This is a genomic window from Vibrio sp. 10N.222.47.A9, assembly GCF_963872585.1.
Classification (GTDB): Bacteria; Pseudomonadota; Gammaproteobacteria; order Enterobacterales; family Vibrionaceae; genus Vibrio; species Vibrio splendidus.
Genome location: NZ_CAWNBB010000054.1, coordinates 1 through 22,663, shown reverse-complemented (window position 1 = coordinate 22,663; position 22,663 = coordinate 1). Strand labels below are relative to the sequence as shown.

Genomic DNA, 22,663 nt, shown 5'->3' with positions numbered 1-22,663 from the left:
AAAGAAAGACATTATAAAGACCGCCTTGTGCGGTCTTTTTTGTTCCTGGGATTCATTCCACTCTTCCTTCCCCCTCACTCTCAATGAACCAGCGACGCCAAACAAAAAAAGCTTACTCTGATGAGTAAGCCTTGGACATAATTTACGTTAATACAGACAACTCTCGCAGAATTATGCCGCGGGAGCGTTATTCACCAATACTTCGCGAATAGACTTAAGCGTCGCTTCCGTTGAATGGTAATCCAGTTCTACTGCCGTAAAAATACCATTTACTTCAAGCATTAACGTCGGGTAAGAATGCACACCGATCGCTTCTTTAAAGCCTAGCTGGTCATCTAATTCGCTTTCCAATAACTTACTAGAAAGATCATTTTCAAACTGTTGTACATTCATCCCTAGCTCTTCAGCTAACTGCAAATGCGTTTCTTGACTGTGTGGCAACATCGCACGAAGGTAGTAAGCGTGTTGAATTGCTTCAAGCATCGCTTCGTAATGGTCTTGAAAACCAGCAGCGATCACGGCACGACAAGCAGGGTAAGTGCTGCGAACTGGTTGGCATTCAGTCCAGAATTCGTGGTTGAACTCAGTACCCAACTTAGCTTCAATCTGCTTCCAGATAGCTTGCAGCTTACCTTTCATCTCTTCTGACATTGGATCTTCAGAATCAGGGGCCAAACCACCGACTACGTAGTTAAACTCAATACTCGCAGGTAGCTGCTGTTTTAAGAGTTCTAATGTTGACTTATAACCCCAGCACCAACTGCACATTGGGTCATGCACATAATGAAGTTTTACGTCCATTGTTCATTCCTTATCGAGTCTTTCAAACCATTCAAACAAAAAAGGAGCCTCATTAAGGGCCCCTTCCATTCAATATTTAAGCGCAAAGGCTTAAAGCTTACTCAGCGTCGTCGCCAGCTACTTTAGCAGCCGCTTCTTTAACGATTGGCTGAAGTTCGCCTTTTTGGAACATCTCAAGAATGATGTCACAACCACCGATCAGCTCACCGTCAACCCAAAGTTGTGGGAACGTTGGCCATTGTGCGTAAGCTGGAAGCTCTGCACGGATGTCAGGGTTTTGTAGGATATCTACGTAAGCAAATTTTTCACCACATGCCATTAGAGCTTGAGATGCTTGAGAAGAAAAACCACAGCTTGGCAGCTTAGGAGAACCTTTCATGTAAAGTAGAATGGTGTTTTCTTCAATTTGCTGTTTGATTTTATCGATAGTTTCCATTGCTTCCTCGTTAATGGATTACGGCTTTTATTGCCTTTATTCTACCCCAAACCAAAAGAATAAAAACCATATAAAAAAAGCGGTTTACGAGCTAAGCTAACAATTCACACAAAAGTGATGAATTAAGCTTTTAATAAAGTAAAAACTTGCTAAACTATATCGCAAGTCAGCAAATTGACCATGGTTGGCTGTAAAGCGAACCATGAATAATAATATCACTGGAAGCAATCGAAAGAGTTAACTCTTTCATATCAATGGAGAATTGAGCAATGGCATTTGAACTACCGGCTCTTCCTTACGCGAAAGACGCGCTAGAACCACACATCTCAGCAGAAACGCTAGATTTCCACCACGGTAAGCACCACAACACTTACGTTGTTAAGCTAAACGGTCTTATCCCAGGTACTGAGTTTGAAGGCAAAACACTAGAAGAGATCGTTAAGACTTCTACTGGTGGTGTTTTCAATAACGCTGCTCAAATCTGGAACCACACGTTCTACTGGCACTGTCTTGCTCCTAAAGCAGGCGGCGAACCAACTGGCGCTGTTGCAGAAGCTATCAATGCTGCATTCGGTTCTTTCGAAGAATTCAAAGCGAAATTCACTGATTCAGCAATCAACAACTTCGGTTCTTCTTGGACTTGGTTAGTTAAGAAAGCTGACGGTTCTCTAGACATCGTTAACACTTCTAACGCTGCTACTCCTCTAACAGAAGAAGGTGTTACTCCACTTCTAACTGTTGACCTATGGGAACACGCTTACTACATCGATTTCCGCAATGTTCGCCCTGACTACATGGCTGCATTCTGGAACCTAGTAAACTGGTCTTTCGTAGAAGAGAACCTAGCTAAGTAATTATTACTTACGCTGCGCTATTTATAGCGAGTTATCTATTGAAAGCTCATGCCTCGGCGTGAGCTTTTTTGTATCTATCGTATTCCACAAATCTAGACCTTTCTTAGCCAATTAACCTATTAACCTATTAACCAGTTAGCCTATTGACCAGTTAGCCAGTTAGCCAGTTAGCCAAGAGAGCTTACTTCTCGACCAACTCCTAGCACTCTTCCCCACCCTGCATAAATTCTCTATTTGCCTGTAATTAAACACTAAAGTTTGCCGACTCCATGCCGTTAAAGGTGTATCCAATGAGAGGCAGCATGCAAATACATACTTTAGACAAAGCAGGAATCATCAACGAACTGAAGTTCGGCATCGGGATCAGCCAAGCGGTTGAGCAAGGTCGCCGTGCAGATTTCGCGTTGCTGTTGTCTATGTTTTCTAATGACGTTCGTGATTGCACGCCGATTGACACCATTGAAGTCACAGAGACAACTGAAGATCGCCTGCGTAAACACTTCGGCGTTGCAGAACCGCAGCAGCTGCGTTCGAACCAATCTTCGTATGAGATTTCAGCTCAGCAATCTAATCATTTTCATCAAGCTAGCCTTGCCAGTGCAAAACTCAGCCATTACTTGAAACCGGAAGCGCTTGCCTTCATGCCTGAAGATACAGCCGACTTACCCGAAGAGGTTTACCAAAACCTTTCTGGTCATGACCGACGTAAATTGGCAAACAAACAGGTACCTGATTTGCCACTTGCTACGCTCTACAATGAACTATCAACTGCCCAGCGTCAGTACCAAATTCAAGCTCAAGTATAGCGGTCACCTACCTTTCCTCTTTTTCGTTCTCTATCCACTGCTATTCTTGATTAGCTCGCCGCATTTCAAATCATTCACATAAGTGATATGAACCACCAGCCTTGGGTGAACATGAAATACGAGTTGTCGATTACTACTTGAAGTTACTGCGAAATGTGAGATGCCACTAAGTTCATAAAAACTTATCAATTGGCACGCCTTAGTTTGAACCTCTTCACACCCATTGTATGAAATTTAACCCATCCTTATCCGACATGGACGATTTATTTAGGTGCTGGGATGGAAATAAAAAGCTCAATCATATTGGTGACATCTGCAGGCTCGCAACTCGGAGGGACGATTGCGAACCACTTTGTTAACCTGGGAGCCACTGTCATCCTTTGTGATAAAGACACGGAAGCACTTCAAGCGACCTATTTACAATGTGCCCGCTTTTCTGACTCGGTTTACCACTACACGCTCAAAAGTAATGACAACCAAGCAATTCTCAGCGTGTTTGATTTTATTCAAACCACCTTCAACACTACGCCCGATGTACTGGTCAATAATTGGATAAGCTCCCCGATGCCAAGCCTAATTGGCGATCAGCCTGTCAGTAGCTTTATCAATGATCTTTCTTCTATGGCTACGACTCTTTTCGCATTTGGGCAAATCAGTGCCGAGAGATTACGAGAGGAGGATAAAGAAGGCGTTATTGTGAATGTGATCTCTCACGATGACTTCCATGACGTGTCCGGCTTAGAAAGTGCGAACTCAATGATTACTGGCTTTACCCATAGCTGGGCCAAAGAACTGACTCCATTTGGTATTCGAGTCGGCGGTGTTGTCCCGGCAATCCATAACTCCGATGGCAAGCTCAACCGATGCCACTGGGCTCAGCTGCAAGATGAGCTGACCAGAACAACGGAATACATCGTCTCTAATGATTACTTTAGTGGGCGAGTGGTCGCTGCTGAGGTTTAGTTCTTCCCCGATGCCAAGCACATTTGAGCCATTCATTTCTAATCGAGTGACATTTCTCTAGCCTTTCAAGCCGCGTAGATCAGGCAACAAACATAAAAAAAGCCCCAGTCTCTAGACTAGGGCTTTGATCTTTTCCCGATAGATAAGGTTCGTGCTAGCGAAAACTTATCTCAAAACTAATGCTTACTTATTACGCGTTAGCTTTTTCTTTTTTAGCTTTTGGCGCTTTCGCGTCAGCTGGCTTTTGGTCAGCTTTCTTAAGAATCACGGTAGTGCCTTCGAAAGTTTCACCTTCAACGTAAGGAGTACCGAAGTAAGACGTTGTTAGTACTTCTTTTAGCTCAGTGATTAGTGGGTAACGTGGGTTAGCACCTGTACACTGGTCATCGAACGCTTCAACAGCTAGCTCGTCTAGTTTAGCAATGAAGTCAGACTCGTTAACACCCGCAGCTTGGATTGATAGTGGGATGTCTAGGTCGTTCTTAAGCTCTTCTAACCAAGTTAGTAGACGTTCAATCTTCTGAGCAGTACGGTCACCAGCTTGGCTTAGGCCTAGGTGGTCAGCAACTTCAGCGTAACGACGACGTGCTTGTGGGCGGTCGTACTGAGAGAATGCAGTTTGCTTCGTTGGGTTATCGTTCGCGTTGTAACGTACAACGTTTGAGATAAGTAGTGCGTTAGCAAGACCGTGTGGTATGTGGAACTCAGCACCAATTTTGTGAGCCATTGAGTGACACACACCTAGGAATGCGTTCGCAAAGGCAATACCAGCAATCGTTGCAGCGTTATGTACTTTCTCACGAGCGATTGGGTCTGCTGAACCGTTTTTGTAGCTTGATGGTAGGTATTCTTTAAGCATCTTAAGAGCTTGTAGAGCTTGACCATCAGAGTATTCGTTCGCAAGAACTGATACGTAAGCTTCAAGAGCGTGAGTTACGGCATCGTAACCACCGAACGCTGTTAGAGACTTAGGCATGTTCATTACTAGGTTAGCATCAACAACAGCCATGTTTGGCGTGATTTCGTAATCCGCTAGTGGGTATTTAGCACCAGTCTTGTCGTCAGTAACAACGGCGAAAGGCGTAACTTCTGAACCCGTACCTGAAGTTGTAGTGATACATACAAGCTCAGCTTTTTTACCCATTTTAGGGAACTTGTAGATACGTTTACGGATATCCATAAAGCGCATTGCAAGTTCTTCGAAGTGAGTTTCTGGGTGCTCGTACATAACCCACATGATCTTAGCAGCATCCATTGGAGAACCGCCACCTAGAGCAAGGATTACGTCAGGCTGGAAGCTCTTCATTGCTTCAGCGCCTTTCTCAACAACAGACAATGTTGGATCCGCTTCTACATCGAAGAATACTTGAACTTCAATACCTTGCGATTTCAGGATTTGTACTACGTCATCTGCGTAACCGTTGTTGAACAAGAAACGGTCAGTTACTAGGAATGCGCGTTTCTTACCTTCTAGGTCGCTCATTGCGATTGGAAGGCTGCCACGACGGAAGTAGATAGACTTAGGTAGTTTGTGCCACAACATATTTTCAGCTCGCTTCGCTACAGTTTTCTTGTTGATAAGGTGCTTAGGACCTACGTTCTCAGAGATAGAGTTACCACCCCATGAACCACAACCAAGAGTTAGAGAAGGTGCAACGTTGAAGTTGTACAGGTCACCGATACCACCGTGAGTAGTAGGGATGTTGATTAGGATACGAGCCGTCTTCATCTTGTCACCGAAGTAACGAATACGATCTGCGTTTACGTCTTGGTTAGTGTAAAGACCAGACGTGTGACCGATACCACCGATTTCAACCATCGTTACCGCTTGAGCAACAGCGTCTTCGAAATCGTCTGCGCGGAATAGACCTATAGTTGGAGACAGTTTCTCGTGAGCGAATTCGTCATCGTAAGAAACTTTACCAAGACCTTCACCTACAAGAACTTTAGTATCAGCAGGAACTTTAACACCCGCCATTTCAGCGATTGCTGGAGCAGGTTGACCTACGATTTTAGCGTTTAGGTTGCCGTCGATAAGAAGAATTTTACGTACTTTATCTGCGTCAGTTTTAGATAGAACGTGAGCTTTGTGAGAAGCGAAACGCTCTTTAACTTCGTCATATACTTCGCTAACTACGATTGCAGCTTGCTCAGAAGCACATACTACGCCGTTATCGAATGTTTTAGACATAAGAATAGATGCTACAGCACGTTTGATGTCAGCTGTTTCATCGATAACTACAGGAACGTTACCAGCACCAACACCGATAGCAGGCTTACCAGAAGAGTATGCTGCTTTAACCATGCCTGGACCACCAGTAGCTAGGATAAGCGCGATACCGTCGTGCTTCATAAGCGCGTTAGAAAGCTCTACAGATGGTTGGTCGATCCAACCGATGATGTCTTTTGGTGCACCCGCTTTAACAGCCGCGTCTAAAACAAGTTTAGCAGCGTCGTTAGTAGAATTCTTTGCACGTGGGTGTGGCGAGAAGATGATGCCGTTACGTGTCTTAAGAGAGATTAGAGATTTGAAGATTGCTGTAGAAGTTGGGTTCGTTGTTGGAACGATACCACAGATGATACCTACAGGCTCAGCGATAGTCATTGTGCCTAGGCTGTCATCTTCTTCTAAGATGCCACATGTTTTTTCGTCTTTGTATTTGTTGTAGATAAATTCAGATGCAAAGTGGTTTTTGATAACCTTATCTTCAACAATACCCATTCCAGATTCAGCAACTGCTTGTTGTGCAAGTGGGATACGAGCGTGGTTAGCAGCAAGAGAAGCTGCACGGAAGATTGCGTCTACTTTCTCTTGAGAGAATGTTGCAAATTCTTCTTGTGCTGCTTTAACGCGAGCTACTAGAGCATCAAGTTCCGCTAAGTTAGTTACAGGCATGGTGGATCTCCTAAAATAATAAATATTAAAAACTTTTTATTAAATTCGCTGCTTGCTTTTAACCTTAAACATCAGCGTTCTTAGTAAATTGCTTTCAGGACTGAGTATATTATTTCACTGTGTGAAAAAAATTGACCCAGATCAGTTACCCAAAAAGAATTAACCAGAAAGTAGTAAGGCAATCGCAAAAATCAACTTAAGAGTATGATTTACATAGATTAAAATCACACTTTTCGTTAGCGCAAAAAACAAGCAAACAGACAACTTTTTTCTACATAGCGTCATAAACTGTAAAAAAGTTTCATTTTTAGTCCGTTAAATTACATGTATACAGCTATATTCGTGCTACTGAGAGTATATCCATACCGTTGCAGCGGCTAGATTCTGACATAATTTTTATTAAATTCGTGCGATGGTTAACAGTTACTCAATAACAAGTTACAAAATGAAACACTAACAACTAGCTTTCAACAAGGCGAATACAAAAGTGAGATTCAATTAGTTTTTCTAAAAAAAATCCCCTATTTCAGGTTAGTTTTTTTCATTCGTGCAAATTCAGTTTGTCCCTTACATTACGCGCTCTGACTATTCACAGATCAACACTTCTACTTTAAGTACGCTAACTGGAGACCGCTCTCATGCAAGGCTTAGAACTCGCAATTTTTATGCAATTCTTCCTTGGGCTTGTTGCTGCCGTAAACCCTATCGGCATCATGCCTGTTTTTGTTTCTCTTACGGCTCATATGCCACCAGAAGAGAGGAACAGGACAGCCTTACAAGCAAACATTGCTGTTGCCGTTATCCTGATTGTGTCGCTTGTTGCGGGGCAAATGCTGCTTGATATGTTCAGCATCTCGCTAGATTCATTTCGTGTTGCAGGTGGTTTGCTATTGCTGAGCATCGCATTTTCGATGATGAGCGGTAAGCTCGGTGAAGATAAACAGAACAAACAAGAGAAATCTGAATACATCAGCAAAGAGCAAATCGGAGTTGTTCCACTGGCTATGCCGCTAATGGCGGGTCCGGGTGCAATCAGCTCGACCATTGTTTATGGGTCTCGCTATCCAGCAGCCATTGATACCGTAGGCATCGGCATTAGTATCATCGCGTTTGCAACATGCTCTTGGCTTCTGTTCCGTTCAGCGCCGGTTATCGTTCGCTTTTTAGGTCAAACGGGTATCAACGTGATCACTCGTATCATGGGCTTGATTCTTGGCGCATTGGGCATCGAGTTCATCGCCAATGGCCTACGTAATCTGTTCCCAGGTTTGGCATAACGTTTAACGGCATTTCGGTTGCTCTATAAAGGGCAACAATATTGAAATATAGATGAGGCGAGTAAAGCAATTGGGCTTTCACTCGCCTCGTTATTATGAAGCTTGTATAATGATTGTTAATGCATTTAACAGAAGATGAATCTTTCCTTATGTCACGCAAGCCACTAAAGCATCATTTGTACGTCATTATCTTTGGTACTCACACGCCAGCCGGACGTGCATTTGATATCTCTCTGATCGTTGCAATCTTGGCTTCGCTGTTGGTTCTGATCTTAGAGTCCATCCCTAATGTGATGACCGAATGGTCACAGCAGCTGCGTTATATCGAATACACCTTTACAGCCCTCTTTACTCTCGAGTATTTGTTGAGACTTTATTGCTCTCCAAAACCCAAATCCTACGCCACCAGCTTTTATGGTGTCGTTGACCTATTGGCGATTCTTCCAACCTACCTAGCGATCATCTTCCCTGGCGCTTCATTTATGGGGGTGGTGAGACTGCTGCGTGTGATGCGTATCTTCCGAATCCTAAAACTGGTTCGCTACCTGCAAGATTCCAATATCTTGTTGCGCTCACTGTTGATGGCACGACGAAAGATACTGATCTTCTTCAGTACAGTGGGTATCTTGGTCGTTATCTTCGGCGCTCTTATCTTTGTTATTGAAGGACCAGAAAATGGCTTCACCAGTATTCCCCACAGTATTTATTGGGCAATTGTAACCATCACTACGGTTGGCTACGGTGACATGATCCCCCAAACCGCTTTAGGTAAAGCGATCGCTTCGCTTACCATGCTGTTGGGTTACTCTATCTTAGCGGTGCCAACCGGGATCATTACCGCAGAACTCAGTAATGAGATGAACTCACACAAAGAGTTGGTTAAGTGCCCGAACTGCAACCGAGCCGGCCATGATTCGGATGCCATGTATTGCAAACACTGTGCGAGTGAATTGGCAGACCCAGACAAGCGTGTCGTTACCGACGAGGAATAAAAGCAGACACGAGATGCGAAGATATTTAAGGGCAGTTTCGAGGGCCGAATAACGAGATATCAATAAACTAAAAAGGGTTGACGTTTATCGTCAACCCTTTCGGTTTATCAGCTAATAGAATTTAAGCAATCTTGCCTATTACGCTTTCTCAGCAAGGATAATGCGCAAAGTACGACGTAGTGGTTCTGCAGCACCCCAAAGTAATTGGTCACCGACAGTGAACGCGTTCAGGAAGTCGTTACCCATAGACATCTTACGCAGACGACCTACTGGTACAGACATAGTGCCTGTTACTTTCGCTGGTGTTAGCTCCTGTGCCGTGATGTCACGGTCATTAGGAACCACTTTAACCCAATCATTGTGCGTCGCGATGATCTCTTCGACCTCGTCCATTGGCACGTCTTGCTTAAGCTTGATTGTTAGTGCTTGAGCATGACAACGCATTGCACCGATTCGTACACAAGTACCATCAATCGGGATTGGCTGACCATCTAGGCCAAGAATCTTGTTCGCTTCAACACCTGCTTTCCATTCTTCTTTGCTTTGACCATTTTCACGCTTCACATCGATCCAAGGGATTAGTGAGCCCGCAAGCGGAGCACCAAATTGGTCTGTTGGGAATGAAGATGAACGAATGGTATCAGCGACTTTTTTATCAATATCAAGGATGGAACTTGAAGGGTTTGCTAGCTCTGAACTTACGCTATCGTTGATCACACCCATTTGTGAGATCAGTTCACGCATGTTCTTAGCACCTGCACCAGAAGCCGCTTGGTAAGTCATGGCACTCATCCACTCGACCATGCCTTTCTCGTAAAGGCCACCCAAAGCCATAAGCATTAAGCTCACAGTACAGTTACCACCAACGAAAGTGTTAGTACCGCCGTGAATGCCTTGCTGAATTTGAGCCAAGTTAACAGGATCAAGAGTGATGATTGAATCAGCGTCCATACGTAAGGTAGAAGCCGCATCAATCCAGTAACCTTTCCAACCTGCTTGACGCAATGCTGGGTATACTTTTGATGTGTAATCGCCACCTTGACAGGTAATCACAGCATCAAGCTGTTTTAGGCTATCAATATCAAAGGCGTCTTGAAGTAGACCCGCATCTTTACCACCTAGAACAGGGGCAGGAATACCAATCTGAGATGTGCTGTAATAAACAGGCTCAATCAAGTCGAAGTCTTTCTCTTCAACCATACGTTGCATTAGTACAGAACCAACCATACCGCGCCAACCAACTAGACCTACTCTCATCGCTCACTCTCCATGTATAAATTAAAAATTGCTCTCCCCCATCTATAAGTTTTTCAGAAACAGAACTCAAGCGCTTTTTGTCAAAAAGTGTAACTTTTTCGTTTCTTTTAAGTGAACGTAATGAATCGTGCAGTTATCTCTGTATCGACATTCAATGTCTACACCATTGTTAAAGCACCCATTATCGTCAGATTCAAACATTTACATCGCCAAAACCGCTTGAATCGACACCCATCACAAACAGTAAATCCCTCTTTTAAACCAAGGTTAATCAGAATTATATTTTACAAAACGAAAACAACGTGCGACAAACTTCAACATGTAACAATCATGAATTTAACAAAATTTCAGATTATGAAACCACAATTGATTGAGTTAGCAGTCAAATATCACAACTTGGGCGTATTTTTTCGATATAATAAACTAATTACTGTAGTGTCCGTTTTGCACCACACACTATAACGAAGCACTATAAATGCTCGAATTAACAAGAGGCTTTTATGAAGCAGAGTAAAACTCGCCTACCGAACCTATTACAGGTATTCATCGCGTTAGGACTATTTCTATCCCTTGCTTTTTCCTTTACAGCAAAGCTTGACCTTCCAATTCAACTTGCCTTGTATATTGGTTGGTTCATTATCATGGTTCTTGGTATTCGTCTTGGCCACGAATACAAAGACTTAGAAAAAGCAGCACTCAAAGGAATATCCAATGGCTTAGGCGCAGTTTTAATACTTTTAGCCGTTGGCGCTCTTGTTGGTACTTGGATCTCAGGCGGGATCGTACCTACTATCATTTACTATGGTCTGAAAGCTATCCATCCTTCTATCTTCCTTTTAGCGACCATGATCATCTGTTCTCTAACCGCATTGGCGACCGGTACGTCTTGGGGTGCTGCGGGTACTGCAGGCATCGCGATGATGGGTATTGGCCAAGGCTTAGGTGTTCCAGCACCAATTACAGCGGGTGCGGTGCTATCAGGCTGTTACTTCGGTGACAAGATGTCTCCACTTTCTGATTCAGTGATTCTGGCTTCTTCAATGTCTGGTGTCGAAGTGGTTGAACACATCAAAGGCATGCTGCCTGTTGCGCTAATCAGCTACATTATTACCGGCATCATGTTTACTGCGTTTGGTTTCCACTACGCAGGTAATGTTGACATGAGCCAAGTAGATTCTGTCATCAAAGCAATGGAAGTTCAGTTCTACATCACGCCTTACTCATTCGTTCCAGTACTTATCGTGCTTGGCCTGTTGGCTTTCCGCATGCCTTCATTCCCAGTCATTAGCTTTGGTTCTCTGCTTGGTATTATCTGGGCAGTCATGATCCAAGAGATCGATTTCCTAACGGCATTCAACACTGCTTGGGCACCGTTCTCTATATCATCTGGCGTAGAATTCATTGATTCAATTCTTAACCGTGGTGGCATGTCTTCAATGCTTGGTTCGGTCGCGGTTATCGTATTTGGTCTAGGTTTTGGTGGCTTACTGGATAAAGTGGGCGTACTAGAGACAATTGCTAAAGTGTTCGAGCGCCGTGTAAACAGCGCAGGTTCTCTAGCAACTAGCACCATTGGTACGGCTTTCATGGGTAACGTGTTCGGTTCTGCGATGTACGTATCGTTAATCCTTACGCCAAAAATCTGTGCAAAGAACTACGACCGCTTGGGCTACAAACGTAAGAACCTATCTCGTAATGCTGAGTTTGGTGGCACGTTAACGTCAGGTATGGTTCCTTGGAGTGATAACGGTATCTACATGGCGAGTATTCTAGGCGTTGCAACACTATCTTACGCACCGTTCATGTGGCTAAGCTTCATCTGTATCATCGTGACTATCGTGACCTCTTACATGGGTTGGTTCGTTGATAAGTGTGAACCAACAGCACCAGCCGTTGAAACTGAAGAAGCGGCAGAGCTTACTAAGCAGCAAGCATAAGTTAATGCCTCAGAGCTTTAGAAAGTAAGTACAAAAACGTTAATGATATAAATGCAAAAAGAGCGCCCTAGAGCGCTCTTTTTTTGATCTACTGGTTCATCTATTTATCTATTTATCTATTTATGGTTCGCTTACCCAACCAGTAACCGATGCCTAACGGTGCAAAGAACACCACTAAGATAAACAGGATGAAGTAGATAATCACACTTTTGATTAACTCCATCAGCTTATCAATCGCCAGTACCACCACCTCTTGAGATACGCGGTCAAGGTCTTGCGTAAACAACTCCCTTTCTGAAGTCACGATACCTGCAATCTCAATGCGCTCTTTCGCAATCATCTCTACCAGAGCTTCTCTCTCACGTGTCACCATTTTTTCTAATGCCACACGTTCATCACTCAGCATCGCTAATTTTTGGTCGGTTTTATCGCTGAGGTCGTTGAGCAATGGCTGCATTTCTGTCGACATAATAGAAGCCAGTGTTTGCATGTACTCAGGGTTGTTCTCGATGAAGTCTTGCATGCTTGCTGACGTTTGACGAAGACTTTCTAGCGTCATAGACAGGTCTTCACCCGTTAGCGAACTGTTTAACGCAACCAGCTCCGCTTTCCAAGACATTAGTTTAGGCGTCTGATCAGCCATCAAACTTAAACGATCGGATGCGTCACTCATTGCTTCAGGCATAGTGCCTAAGCTCTGGACAATTTGCGACTCGTCTTTACCTAGGTAGCTCAGCCATTCTCGGTAAGCAGGTGTGCTTCTGAATGTGAGGTCTTTAAATGGGTGGCTAGCAGCAAACTGCGCAACGAACACTTTGCTGTTCTTGAAATCACTCGAGCTCAATACACCCTTTGCCAGTTTTTCTGCTTCTTGATCAAGAAAACGAGCAGTCTCTACCGCATCATCTGTCGCGAACAGATCCGCACCATCGCCTTGGCGATAAAACTGATTCATTTGGGCAGTGAACACCCACGAGTCGATTAAGGCAGACATCGGTGAAGTTTGATAAGCCGCTTGCTGTAAGCCCTGCTCCGCATGGATCTTCCAAAGCAAGACGTAAGATTGATGTAAGGTGTCATCAGCAGGATAAGATTGAGCAATGAGATCGGCTGAGTCTTCTACTCGCATAAAAAACATCTTGGCGTATTCACGCGTCATGATTCGAGCATTTAGCTCTTGTTGAGTGAGAGGTGTCGTCTGAGTATCTAACTTAACTTCTAATAGAGAACAACCACTTAGCACAACACTAAGCACAACACTAAGCACCAACACCATCCAACGTCGACTCGAAAATCGTAACATGTAAACCTCTGACAAAGACTAAGGGCGCGGATTGTATGAGCACTTCGTCAGAGTATTGTCAAAATTCCTACAAAAGTTAACGCTGCTTATCTAAATATTCAAACGCAGCATCTATAGAGGCTTTTATTGCCGCCTCTAGTTCTTCTAAATCGTGTTCACTGATCGCTCTCGACTGTTTCATTGTCATTTCAATGGTTGCTGCAATGATCGCTAATCGAGATGCTTTGATACTGCCAGCCACACCTTTTAAGCTATGTACAATGCGATCAGCAGAGGTTTCATCTTTAGTGAGAAGAGATTTGAACTTCGTGTAATCATCAGCGTGATCTTGTACAAAAACACCAAGTAGCAATTCGACAGACTCAGCATCACCATCAAGCGTTTCTAGCATGTCTTCAATATCAATCGCAGGCTTTGAATCAGTGACACTTGCGATGTGTTTCTCTGCCACTGGAGCTTCCTCAGTGTTCTTCTGAACAATTTTCTGGCTTGTTACGTTAACGCCCTCTTGAGGTTGAAGGTCGGAATGTTTGCTCGTTGGCATAATCTCCAATACGGAAGAGTCATTAGTTGGTTGTTTCACCGCAGAGAGAGCATTTTCCTTACTTGAATCGGTAACTGGTTCAGGGCTCAGTTCTTTATCAGCTTGTTGAATCAATTTTCTCGATCTAACGCCCCACAACACTAATGTGATCATCGTTACCAAGCTTAAACCTAGCATCACTAGCAATAGGTTAAACTGATGGTCATGGAACTCAGCTTCAAGTTTAATGATCTGTTCGTTCACCGAGTTTTTCTTGATTTTATCGACTAAATAATTGAGCTGAGCGTAATCACTCAACAACGCTGAGGCATCAGCCAATAACTGTTGCAGTGCGTCTTGCTCTTCAGTTTTTAATGAATATGATTTTTCTAGAATTGAATCAAACGCACGATAAGTCGCTGACGAGCTTTGATTGTCAGAATACATCGCTTCAAAGACAACAACGCCGAATTCGTTGAGTAGCGGTTTTAGTTTAGGGGAAAGCTCTTTATCAGCGCGCAGTATCTTAATATTGTCAACGATGTCTTGAACCTGACTTTCTATCGGGATGAACTCATCAAACTTTTCTAGGAACTGATCGGCTACATAAAGCAGTTGATTCACATCAGGGCGAAACAAGGCGTGTTGAAAATCAGATTCAATCTGCAGTCGGATCGAATAAACCAACTGAGCATCAAGTGCTAACTCATTGATACGAGAAACTCGCAGCGGCTCAGAGAAATAAAGCGATTGCCTCAATTCATTGACGCGAATACCGAGTTCTTCAATTTGAGCAAGAGAATTGGTGTAGGAACGGCTTAGATTAAGGAGAGCCAATGAAGGAAGTAGCCACAGAGCCAAGAGCACAACCAAGAAAGTGGCCGGTTTTTTAAAGCGTTTGGGCTTTGCTACTGATTGTTCCATCTATATTCCTTGTGCGTGTTAACTTGAAGCCATGACACTTGCTAAAAGACTAAGCACAAAACAAGCGACAACATCTTGCTGCCGCTTTTACTCATTCACTTCGGACTATGACTTATTGCGAGTCAGTTGGTCACGTAAGTTCGGTGGAGTGCCTTTAATCGTTAGCGTGTCTGTCTCCGGATCGTAAAAGATACGTTCGCCTAGAAGCAGACTATCAAAACTAACATTCAAACCGCCACCAGCACCAACAAATTTTGTTAGTTTACGCATAGTTGCGCGATCAGCGGGGAAACTGTCTTCTAACTCGTAGCCTTGCTCACTAGTATAGTCAAAGAAGCTTGTACCATCAGTGCTTGCTGGCAGTTCTCCAGAAAGTTCACGAACTTGAACTTCATCGCCCGCTTTTAGCTGTTCGTTACAGTAATCCGCAACCTGCTTTTTATAGCTGATAGCTTCTTCTTTTTCTAACTTAGAGTCTGAAACGAAATCTTCTACCGCTTGCATCAGTACTTGGTTTTGCTGTTTCGCATCCAAACCGACTTCAGCTTGTAAGAAATCTAAGAAGAAATCCGCGACTTTACGGCCAACACGTCCTTTAATGTAAGTTAAGTAACGGTTTGACTCTTTGTCTGTGTCGTATGTTGAAAGATCAAGGCGCGCCACAATATCCATCTTTGAGATATCAAGGTAATCAGTCGCACTGATGTCTAGCCCTTCAGTCACTTTCAAACTTTGGTTCGAAGGCAGTAAACCAATGAAAAGGTAGTCTGTCGCCAGAGATTGGTATTCAGCGAGTACCAAAGTGCCTTCGTCAGCAAATGGGTACTTCGATAACTCATCTTTTAGACGTAGCGCACTTTTTTGAGAGAAATCATAGAAACTTTGCTCTCCCGCTCGAAATTCATGCAACGACTGCTGGAATTCGCTGTCGGATTTGAAAGAACCAAACCCTTTGCCTGCTTTTGAATTAAAAACACGGTGAAGTTCAGCAACTAGGCTTTCAGATGAAGCATCGTTCTCTAGAGATTCAGCACGATAGTTAACAATCAGTTCATCCTGATCGTTCTTGCTCAGCTGGTGTAAAATTACGTTGGAAAGGTGAAGGCTCATAGTGAAAATATTACCGTTCAGGTTTCAGTTGTCGTGCATAGTAGGTTATCATAAGCCGCTTTTACTATCATTATTAGAGTCCTTATGCCGATTATATCTAAATACACAGATGATCAAGTTGAAAAAATCCTAGCTGAAGTAGGTGCTGTACTCACTAAGCACAAAGCTTCACCAGAACTTTCACTGATGATCGCTGGAAATATCGCAACCAATGTCTTAAATCAGAATGTTGCTGCTTCACAACGCAAAGGAATTGCTGAAAAATTTGCCGAAGCTTTAATCTCTTCTCTTGAAGATAAAAAGTCTCACTAAATTTGATTGACGGATAAAAGAATTATAAATGGTAGACAGCGCAAACTCATATAGCGATCGCGTATCTCGACTTGTTGGTTGGGGTCACTGGTTTGCATTTTTCAACATCATTGCTGCGATGTTGATTGGTACTCGTTATATTACTCAATCTGCTTGGCCAGAAACCCTATTGGGTCAATTTTATTTGGCCGCATCTTGGGTTGGTCATTTCGGATTTTTAGTATTCGCGCTTTATCTATTAGTGCTGTTTCCGCTCACTTTTATTCTTCCGTCGAGGAAGTTATTACGTTTGGTTGCCGTTTGTTTTGCAACCATAGGTTTAACTGTCCTACTGATTGATACCCAAACGTATCAAAATATAAACCTCCACCTGACACCTGTCGTGTGGGAGGTTTTATTCAGTGGAGAGGAGTCTGCATTCACATCTGATTTGCAACACCTCTTCATTGTTATGCCACTTATCTTCTTATTGCAGCTAGGTCTGTCTGAGTGGGTTTGGCGTAAGCAACGTAAACTGTCTCATAAACACATTGGCCGTCCGATTACTGCCGTCTTCTTCTTGTGTTTCATCAGCAGCCACTTGACCTACATGTGGGCTGATGCGTATTTCTACAACCCAATTACTAGCCAGAAAGCGAACTTCCCACTGTCATACCCAATGACAGCGAAAAGCTTTATGGAAAAACATGGTCTGTTAGACCGTGAAGAGTATCTACAGCGTTTAGAAGCCAACAAAGAGAACGTAAACTTAGTTAGCTACCCGCTCGAAAAAATTCAATACAACCGCCGCAGTGATGATCTTAATATCCTGATGGTGAGTGTAAACAACCTTCGCTCTGATGCACTCAATGCCACAGCGATGCCAAACAGCTACGCATACTCACAACAATCGATCAACTTCACCAATCACTACAGTTCAAGTAACGACATGTTTGGTATCTTCGGTTTGTTCTATGGCCTTCCAAGCAGCTACGCAAGCAGCATCGAAGCTCAGGGTTCAAGTGCAGTACTGTTAGATGTATTAGATAATCACAATTATAAGTTTGCGGCTTTCAGTGGCGACAACTTTGACGATGCACTTTACTCGGAAATCATCTTCCGAGGCCGTGATGTTATGCCAGAGCAAGCAACTTATGATGACAAAAGCGCGATACAAGCTTGGTCTAACTGGATTCAATCACCACAAGCTAAACGTCCTTGGTTTAACTTCATTGAGCTGACCACGCTGGATAACTTCTCTAGCTACGATTCAAGTTCAGAGTCAGACTCAACGTTAACGACAGCAGAACGTTTTGCTGCAGACTATCAAAAGTCTGCTCAAGCAGCCGATGCTCAGCTAGCAACAATCTACGCTGAACTGGAACGCTTAGAGCTAACCGACAACACGGTGGTTATCATTACCTCTAATCACGGTAGCGAGTTTAACGAAACTAAGACCAACAGCTGGGGCGCAAACTCCAACTACAGTCGTTATCAGTTACAAGTACCACTATTTATCAGCTGGCCTGGTAAGTCTGCTTCTGAATACACTCACCGTTCTAGTCATTTAGACGTGTCCGTAACGTTGATGCAAGAGCTATTGGGCGTATCTTCAAACCCAACAGATTTCAGTAGCGGTCGCAGCCTGTTTAATGAGCGCAAAAGAAAGTGGATTCTCGCGGGTGACTCACGTGAACTTGCCCTTGTTACCGACCAGCAAACCACGGTGTTAGATAAATTTGGTAACTACAAATTGTACGACCAGAATTACAAGCGCCTGAAAGATGTAAGCCCTCGCTTACCTGTGTTGATGCAAGGCCTGACTGAGCTACAGCGTTTCTACACAAAAAATGACTAAATAGTCACCAAACAGAAAAGGGAAGCTAATGGCTTCCCTTTTTTATTGCCGCTAATGACTAGAAAACAAGCAACCAAACAAGATTATGATAATTAAGGGTTTACAAGGCAGTCTCCCCCTTATATTATTCACGCCAATGGAGGGATGGCTGAGTGGTCGAAAGCACCGGTCTTGAAAACCGGCAACCGTTAATAGCGGTTCTAGGGTTCAAATCCCTATCCCTCCACCACTTTAAAGAAAGCCGCTGAGAAATCAGCGGCTTTTTTGCGTCTGACGTAAAGTGAATCGAATCTAAAGTTTAATATTCAACTATTCCCCAAAGACAGATTGTTTGGTTCATTCTGAACAGTTTAAAGCCCTGTTACGACTCTATAGCTGTTTGAATATCACTGGCTAGCTCAATTTGTATTCTCTCCGCACTCCAGTCATCGATACATACCTTAGACCAAACTTATTTGCACAGCGCGTTCATTCAATATGACTAGACTGGTGGTGCATGCCAATCGGGTACAGTTACTCGCTAGAGAGTCAGAATTCACTGCAGGCTCGAATAGTGTTTAGGCTTGTTTCAGGCACTCATCATAAATCCATAAAAATAAAAAAAATCCAGAGGCTTCATCTAAGTCTCTGGATTTCTAAATTTGGCTTGAGCGCTACTTTAATTAAGCGTTTTCTTGCTTAGTCTCTTGCTGCTCTGCTTGTTTCTTTTGTTCAGCTTGATTTGCTTTTTCTTCGTGGTTTGAACCACCACATCCGCCACAACAGCTCATAATCATACTCTCTTTGATTGTGTTTAAGTCATTCACTGCAGACATAATATTAAAGATGCATTTTAAATGCAACTTTAAAGTCATCAATATTGAACATTCGCAACTTGTAGTAATTTAAGCTTTTGGTTTTATTAAAATTGGTAAGTACAATACAACGAAACAACTGTATGCAGCGACCCACAGAGCGCTGGATAAGGTGATGATAGAGACAATATCATGGGTAAAGTATCCACCAAACACTCGAACAATAAAGGCAAAAACAATGGCGATTAACGCCACAGTCATTATTTTACCAATCGCAATAGTTCGGCCTGTATGCCCTAAAGACACACGTGAGATCATTGATAAGATCATCACTCCCATTCCACCAACGGTTAATGCATGAATCGCTTGTGATTGTGTGACCAATGACGAAATGATCGAAACGCCATACAAAACCAACCCTAACGAAATGGCCCAGTAGCTTAAGTGTAAAGACCACACAAGAGGAGTCTTAAAAGCAACCCATATTTTCCACCTTACCGCCCTAACCGCATTTGCCAAGCCACTGACAATAAAAACGAAAGCAACGACACTTTGTGGAACTGGAAGTATCTGAAAGCTCAACACAACGGCGAAAATCGTGCTCACGATGCTCAGCTTTTCAAGCCATGGTAATGCAGGGGTTCGTGGTGTCTGTGTGCCATTAGCGGTAAACATAGGAAAAACTCGCCCACCCATAATGCACATGACTAGGGTCACCAACAGCACCATGCTTGTGCTAGCTTGTGAAATTAAGACTGGCTGCTGAAATAAAACGCCATAGTGCATTGCGGCATTGGCAAAAGTCATTAGCAATAAAATGGGGACGAACAACAGGTTTCGCCAAAGCTTCACACTGACAATATTGTGAGCAAGATAAATTACAGCGATAGATAAAAACAGTAAATCGAGTCCAGCCACCAGCCAAGGGCTTAGAACTTCAGGCAGGAACATGGCTATTCTTGCACACAACCAGATAGCCAGAAGTATCATTAACCCGCGTCCGTTAATACTGCGGACACCCGTCCAATTTTGTACGGCCGTCAGTAAAAAACCAACCACGACAGTGGCTGCAAAGCCAAACAACATTTCATGAATATGCCACCACATTGCACCGCCATAAACATTTAAGGTTGCGCTGCCATTCCAAAACGCGGCCCACCCGACTAACGCTGCAATACTAAAAAGTGACGCAAACAAGAAAAACGGTCGAAACGCGAGTTCAAAAAATGCCGTCATTGAAACGCCATTGTTGGGGTTTTGATTTAAATCTTTCATCATCGTAAACCTAGTGAGTAAACAAAACTTGCTTACTTTTAAATAACTTCAACCGCCAAAAGTTGCCCTAGCTTGTAGCTGTGCTCTTCGCCTAGGAGATCTTGTAAGCTATAAGCGTCTAAGCTTGTGTAAAAACACTCTTGAGCTTCGGCAAAGATAGTTTTCAATTGGCAATTTGGTGTAATGACACAGCTATTATCCTCGCCAAAACATTCAACCAAGTTACGTTTGTCTTCTAACTCTCGAACTAACGTACCTATGTTGATCTGACTTGGATGGCAACTGAGTTTCAAACCACCATTTTTTCCTCTTGTGGCGATCAGATGTCCTTTGAGGTTGAGTTGCTGAACGATCTTCATTAAATGGTTTTTAGAAATACCATAACTGTTAGCAATGTCGCCGATGGTGCTAAGAGATTGGTTGTTGATCGCTAAATAGATCAATACTCGTAGGGAATAATCAGTGTAACGTGTGATATGCATGGTGGGATATTTCACTCTATAAGATGTATTCATTATGAATCTTATAGACAGCAAAGGCAAGTTAACCCCAATGAGGAATGGTGGCTACACACCAAAAGCTAAGGCTTCGGACCTAATTACGTTCCTCACATCAGTTGTATTCGATCCTTTCTCCATTTTCCTTCCTCAAACGATACCTAACCCCCTAAGCCGAAACGATCAGGAACATTTTTCGATGTATTTTCACTCTAACCATATAAAAATGCTCAAACTTGTTCATAAAAAAAGCAGTCAGTTGATAAGGGTATTTACAAGCCTAAGCCACCCTTATATTATATGCTCCATTGGAGGGATGGCTGAGTGGTCGAAAGCACCGGTCTTGAAAACCGGCAACCGTTAATAGCGGTTCTAGGGTTCAAATCCCTATCCCTCCACCACTTTAAAAATGAAAAAAGCCGTTGATTATCAACGGCTTTTTTCATATCTGAAGGGTACTAAGTTCAACCGCAAGGATTGACTGAGACAATGTACCTTTTAAAAACTGCTAGCCATAACTACTACACTCGTATTTGCCTACCTAAAAGTTGTCGTGATCGTGGGTTCCCTTTTGACCTAAAAGTATCACTGTTAACCAAAAATCGTCGAATTGCCTCACTACGTAACTTAAACGTTGCCATCGAGCTCAAACAGCTTATTGACAGCATTACAATTCAGACTCACCCCGCAGACTTCAATATTGCTGCAAATAAGCTTATCAATGAGCTTAGAAGCGACTTTGACGATAATGACAGTACTTTCGTTACTAAACCAATACCAGTACGCAATACTTCTCTACAGACACAATCAGTGCCCTTAACACGACAAGCTACATAACTTGCTTCCTTGAAATGTGCACTGGTAAAATTTATCGACTCTAAAAAGCTCCAATCAATCCGACCGCTTACAATCCATCAGCTAGAATCACGTATTAACGATTTCATTCAATTTGCGCCAGTAGATAGAGTTGCCAATATAACAACGGCTCATGCCTTACTGTACAGAGACCATTTGTTGAAAAAAGGTCGAAGCGCTAAAACGGATAAAGAATACCTTGCAGCTTGTTTTCAGTTCTTTAAATACTGCAAACTGATGAACCACACAGGGTTCAATGCTTTTGAGGACGTTAAAATCCAGAAGAAGGCAACTAAGCGCCAAGATGAACAACGGGAACGCTGGCTATTGAAGGATATGAAGAAGTTTTTCGGCACACGCCTATTTAAAGAAAAAGATGAAGAGTTTCAGTGGATTTCGAAAATCCTACCTCTATCTGGTATGCGTCCATCGGAAGCTTGCCAATTGCGAGTTGCTGATATCAAGCAAGAAAACGGTATTTACTACTTCTCTATTACAGAAAGTGAGGACGGTAAATATGTAAAAAACGCTAACAGTATCCGTGAGGTTCCCATTCACAATCACCTGATCAATATGGGCATTCTAGACTATGTTGCTAAGGTGAAGGCTGCGGGTAGAAGACAGTTATTTAACTATAGCCCAGGAAATCAGTTTGATGATTGGTCTAAATCATATTGCATAAAGATCGGTAAATACCAAACGTTGATAGGTATGAAACCCCGCCAGAGACCTACCGCTTACGGGTTCCGACACACTTTCATAGACGAATTGAAGCAACAAGGTGTTCCTGAGCACATCACCGCTCAGCTCGTTGGGCATGGAAATAATAGTATGACTTACGGGCGTTATGGAAAGCGGTTGCCACTGAGCCAGTTAGCAGAAGTTGTTAATGGGATCAGCTATGAGCCAATAGGAGACTAAAGTTAAAACATTAATCCCGCAAGTCGCTGGCAACTAATAACAAATCCTTACCAGTTGCCTGAATTGCTTTTGCCCCAAACTTTGTTAGAACTA

18 protein-coding genes and 2 tRNA genes are annotated in these 22,663 nt (G+C 43.1%); 11 read left to right on the top strand and 9 right to left on the bottom strand.

Annotation, left to right across the window (positions count from 1 at the left end):
* Positions 1-171: 171 nt before the first annotated feature.
* Together AACT19_RS17365 and AACT19_RS17360 are read right to left on the bottom strand one after the other, a co-directional pair.
* Complete coding sequence (locus tag AACT19_RS17365) at positions 172-801, bottom strand: DsbA family protein (protein ID WP_076647720.1); 630 nt, start codon at positions 799-801, stop codon at positions 172-174.
* A 97-nt stretch (positions 802-898) separates the two neighbouring features.
* Positions 899-1,237, bottom strand: a complete 339-nt coding sequence (locus AACT19_RS17360; protein ID WP_017076187.1) for a Grx4 family monothiol glutaredoxin — start codon at positions 1,235-1,237, stop codon at positions 899-901.
* A gap of 269 nt (positions 1,238-1,506) precedes the next feature.
* On the opposite strand from AACT19_RS17360, the gene sodB reads away from it, so the two are divergent.
* The 3 genes from sodB to AACT19_RS17345 all read left to right on the top strand — a co-directional run bounded on the left by sodB (position 1,507) and on the right by AACT19_RS17345 (position 3,860).
* Positions 1,507-2,091: a superoxide dismutase [Fe] gene (sodB, locus tag AACT19_RS17355; RefSeq protein WP_004734050.1), complete on the top strand. Its 585-nt coding sequence runs from the start codon at positions 1,507-1,509 to the stop codon at positions 2,089-2,091.
* A gap of 302 nt (positions 2,092-2,393) precedes the next feature.
* Positions 2,394-2,897, top strand: a complete 504-nt coding sequence (locus AACT19_RS17350) for a VC2046/SO_2500 family protein (RefSeq protein WP_004734051.1) — start codon at positions 2,394-2,396, stop codon at positions 2,895-2,897.
* A 279-nt stretch (positions 2,898-3,176) separates the two neighbouring features.
* Positions 3,177-3,860 (top strand): SDR family oxidoreductase, encoded by a 684-nt coding sequence (locus AACT19_RS17345; RefSeq protein WP_004734052.1) that lies wholly within the window; start codon positions 3,177-3,179, stop codon positions 3,858-3,860.
* Positions 3,861-4,050: 190 nt separating this feature from the next.
* Here the strand turns inward: AACT19_RS17345 and adhE are convergent, their stop codons facing one another.
* Positions 4,051-6,756 (bottom strand): bifunctional acetaldehyde-CoA/alcohol dehydrogenase, encoded by a 2,706-nt coding sequence (adhE, locus tag AACT19_RS17340; protein WP_076647717.1) that lies wholly within the window; start codon positions 6,754-6,756, stop codon positions 4,051-4,053.
* 638 nt (positions 6,757-7,394) lie between these two features.
* On the opposite strand from adhE, the gene AACT19_RS17335 reads away from it, so the two are divergent.
* On the top strand, positions 7,395-8,033 hold the full coding sequence (locus AACT19_RS17335; protein ID WP_004734056.1) for a YchE family NAAT transporter: 639 nt from the start codon (positions 7,395-7,397) through the stop codon (positions 8,031-8,033).
* Between the two features lie 149 nt (positions 8,034-8,182).
* A complete protein-coding gene (locus AACT19_RS17330) occupies positions 8,183-9,025 on the top strand; it encodes an ion transporter (RefSeq protein WP_029405983.1) in 843 nt (280 codons plus the stop codon).
* A gap of 138 nt (positions 9,026-9,163) precedes the next feature.
* Here the strand turns inward: AACT19_RS17330 and asd are convergent, their stop codons facing one another.
* Entirely contained in the window at positions 9,164-10,282 is a 1,119-nt protein-coding gene (asd, locus tag AACT19_RS17325) for an aspartate-semialdehyde dehydrogenase (protein WP_076647714.1), read from the bottom strand.
* 500 nt (positions 10,283-10,782) lie between these two features.
* Here asd and nhaC point away from each other — a divergent pair, with 500 nt between their 5' ends.
* Entirely contained in the window at positions 10,783-12,219 is a 1,437-nt protein-coding gene (gene nhaC, locus AACT19_RS17320) for a Na+/H+ antiporter NhaC (RefSeq protein WP_017079531.1), read from the top strand.
* 112 nt (positions 12,220-12,331) lie between these two features.
* On the opposite strand, the gene AACT19_RS17315 is transcribed toward nhaC, so the two are convergent.
* The 3 genes from AACT19_RS17315 to yejK form a co-directional block, all read right to left on the bottom strand.
* Positions 12,332-13,522 carry a chemotaxis protein gene (locus tag AACT19_RS17315; RefSeq protein WP_076647711.1) on the bottom strand — a complete coding sequence of 397 codons (1,191 nt, stop codon included), beginning with the start codon at positions 13,520-13,522 and terminating at the stop codon, positions 12,332-12,334.
* Positions 13,523-13,598: 76 nt separating this feature from the next.
* Positions 13,599-14,969, bottom strand: a complete 1,371-nt coding sequence (locus AACT19_RS17310) for an Hpt domain-containing protein (protein WP_076647708.1) — start codon at positions 14,967-14,969, stop codon at positions 13,599-13,601.
* 105 nt (positions 14,970-15,074) lie between these two features.
* A complete protein-coding gene (gene yejK, locus AACT19_RS17305; protein ID WP_017079528.1) occupies positions 15,075-16,079 on the bottom strand; it encodes a nucleoid-associated protein YejK in 1,005 nt (334 codons plus the stop codon).
* 84 nt (positions 16,080-16,163) lie between these two features.
* Between yejK and AACT19_RS17300 the strand changes: the two genes are divergently transcribed.
* The 3 genes from AACT19_RS17300 to AACT19_RS17290 all read left to right on the top strand — a co-directional run bounded on the left by AACT19_RS17300 (position 16,164) and on the right by AACT19_RS17290 (position 18,457).
* Positions 16,164-16,391 carry a YejL family protein gene (locus AACT19_RS17300; RefSeq protein ID WP_004734063.1) on the top strand — a complete coding sequence of 76 codons (228 nt, stop codon included), beginning with the start codon at positions 16,164-16,166 and terminating at the stop codon, positions 16,389-16,391.
* Positions 16,392-16,419: 28 nt separating this feature from the next.
* Positions 16,420-18,228 (top strand): DUF3413 domain-containing protein, encoded by a 1,809-nt coding sequence (locus AACT19_RS17295; RefSeq protein WP_076647705.1) that lies wholly within the window; start codon positions 16,420-16,422, stop codon positions 18,226-18,228.
* Positions 18,229-18,366: 138 nt separating this feature from the next.
* Positions 18,367-18,457 (top strand) — tRNA-Ser (locus tag AACT19_RS17290).
* 655 nt (positions 18,458-19,112) lie between these two features.
* On the opposite strand, the gene AACT19_RS17285 is transcribed toward AACT19_RS17290, so the two are convergent.
* Complete coding sequence (locus AACT19_RS17285; RefSeq protein ID WP_076647702.1) at positions 19,113-20,297, bottom strand: NnrS family protein; 1,185 nt, start codon at positions 20,295-20,297, stop codon at positions 19,113-19,115.
* A 38-nt stretch (positions 20,298-20,335) separates the two neighbouring features.
* Positions 20,336-20,779 carry an RrF2 family transcriptional regulator gene (locus AACT19_RS17280; RefSeq protein ID WP_076647699.1) on the bottom strand — a complete coding sequence of 148 codons (444 nt, stop codon included), beginning with the start codon at positions 20,777-20,779 and terminating at the stop codon, positions 20,336-20,338.
* 325 nt (positions 20,780-21,104) lie between these two features.
* Here AACT19_RS17280 and AACT19_RS17275 point away from each other — a divergent pair.
* Both AACT19_RS17275 and AACT19_RS17270 read left to right on the top strand, forming a co-directional pair.
* Positions 21,105-21,195 (top strand) — tRNA-Ser (locus AACT19_RS17275).
* Positions 21,196-21,808: 613 nt separating this feature from the next.
* Positions 21,809-22,570: a tyrosine-type recombinase/integrase gene (locus AACT19_RS17270; RefSeq protein ID WP_165689850.1), complete on the top strand. Its 762-nt coding sequence runs from the start codon at positions 21,809-21,811 to the stop codon at positions 22,568-22,570.
* Positions 22,571-22,663 lie beyond the last annotated feature (93 nt).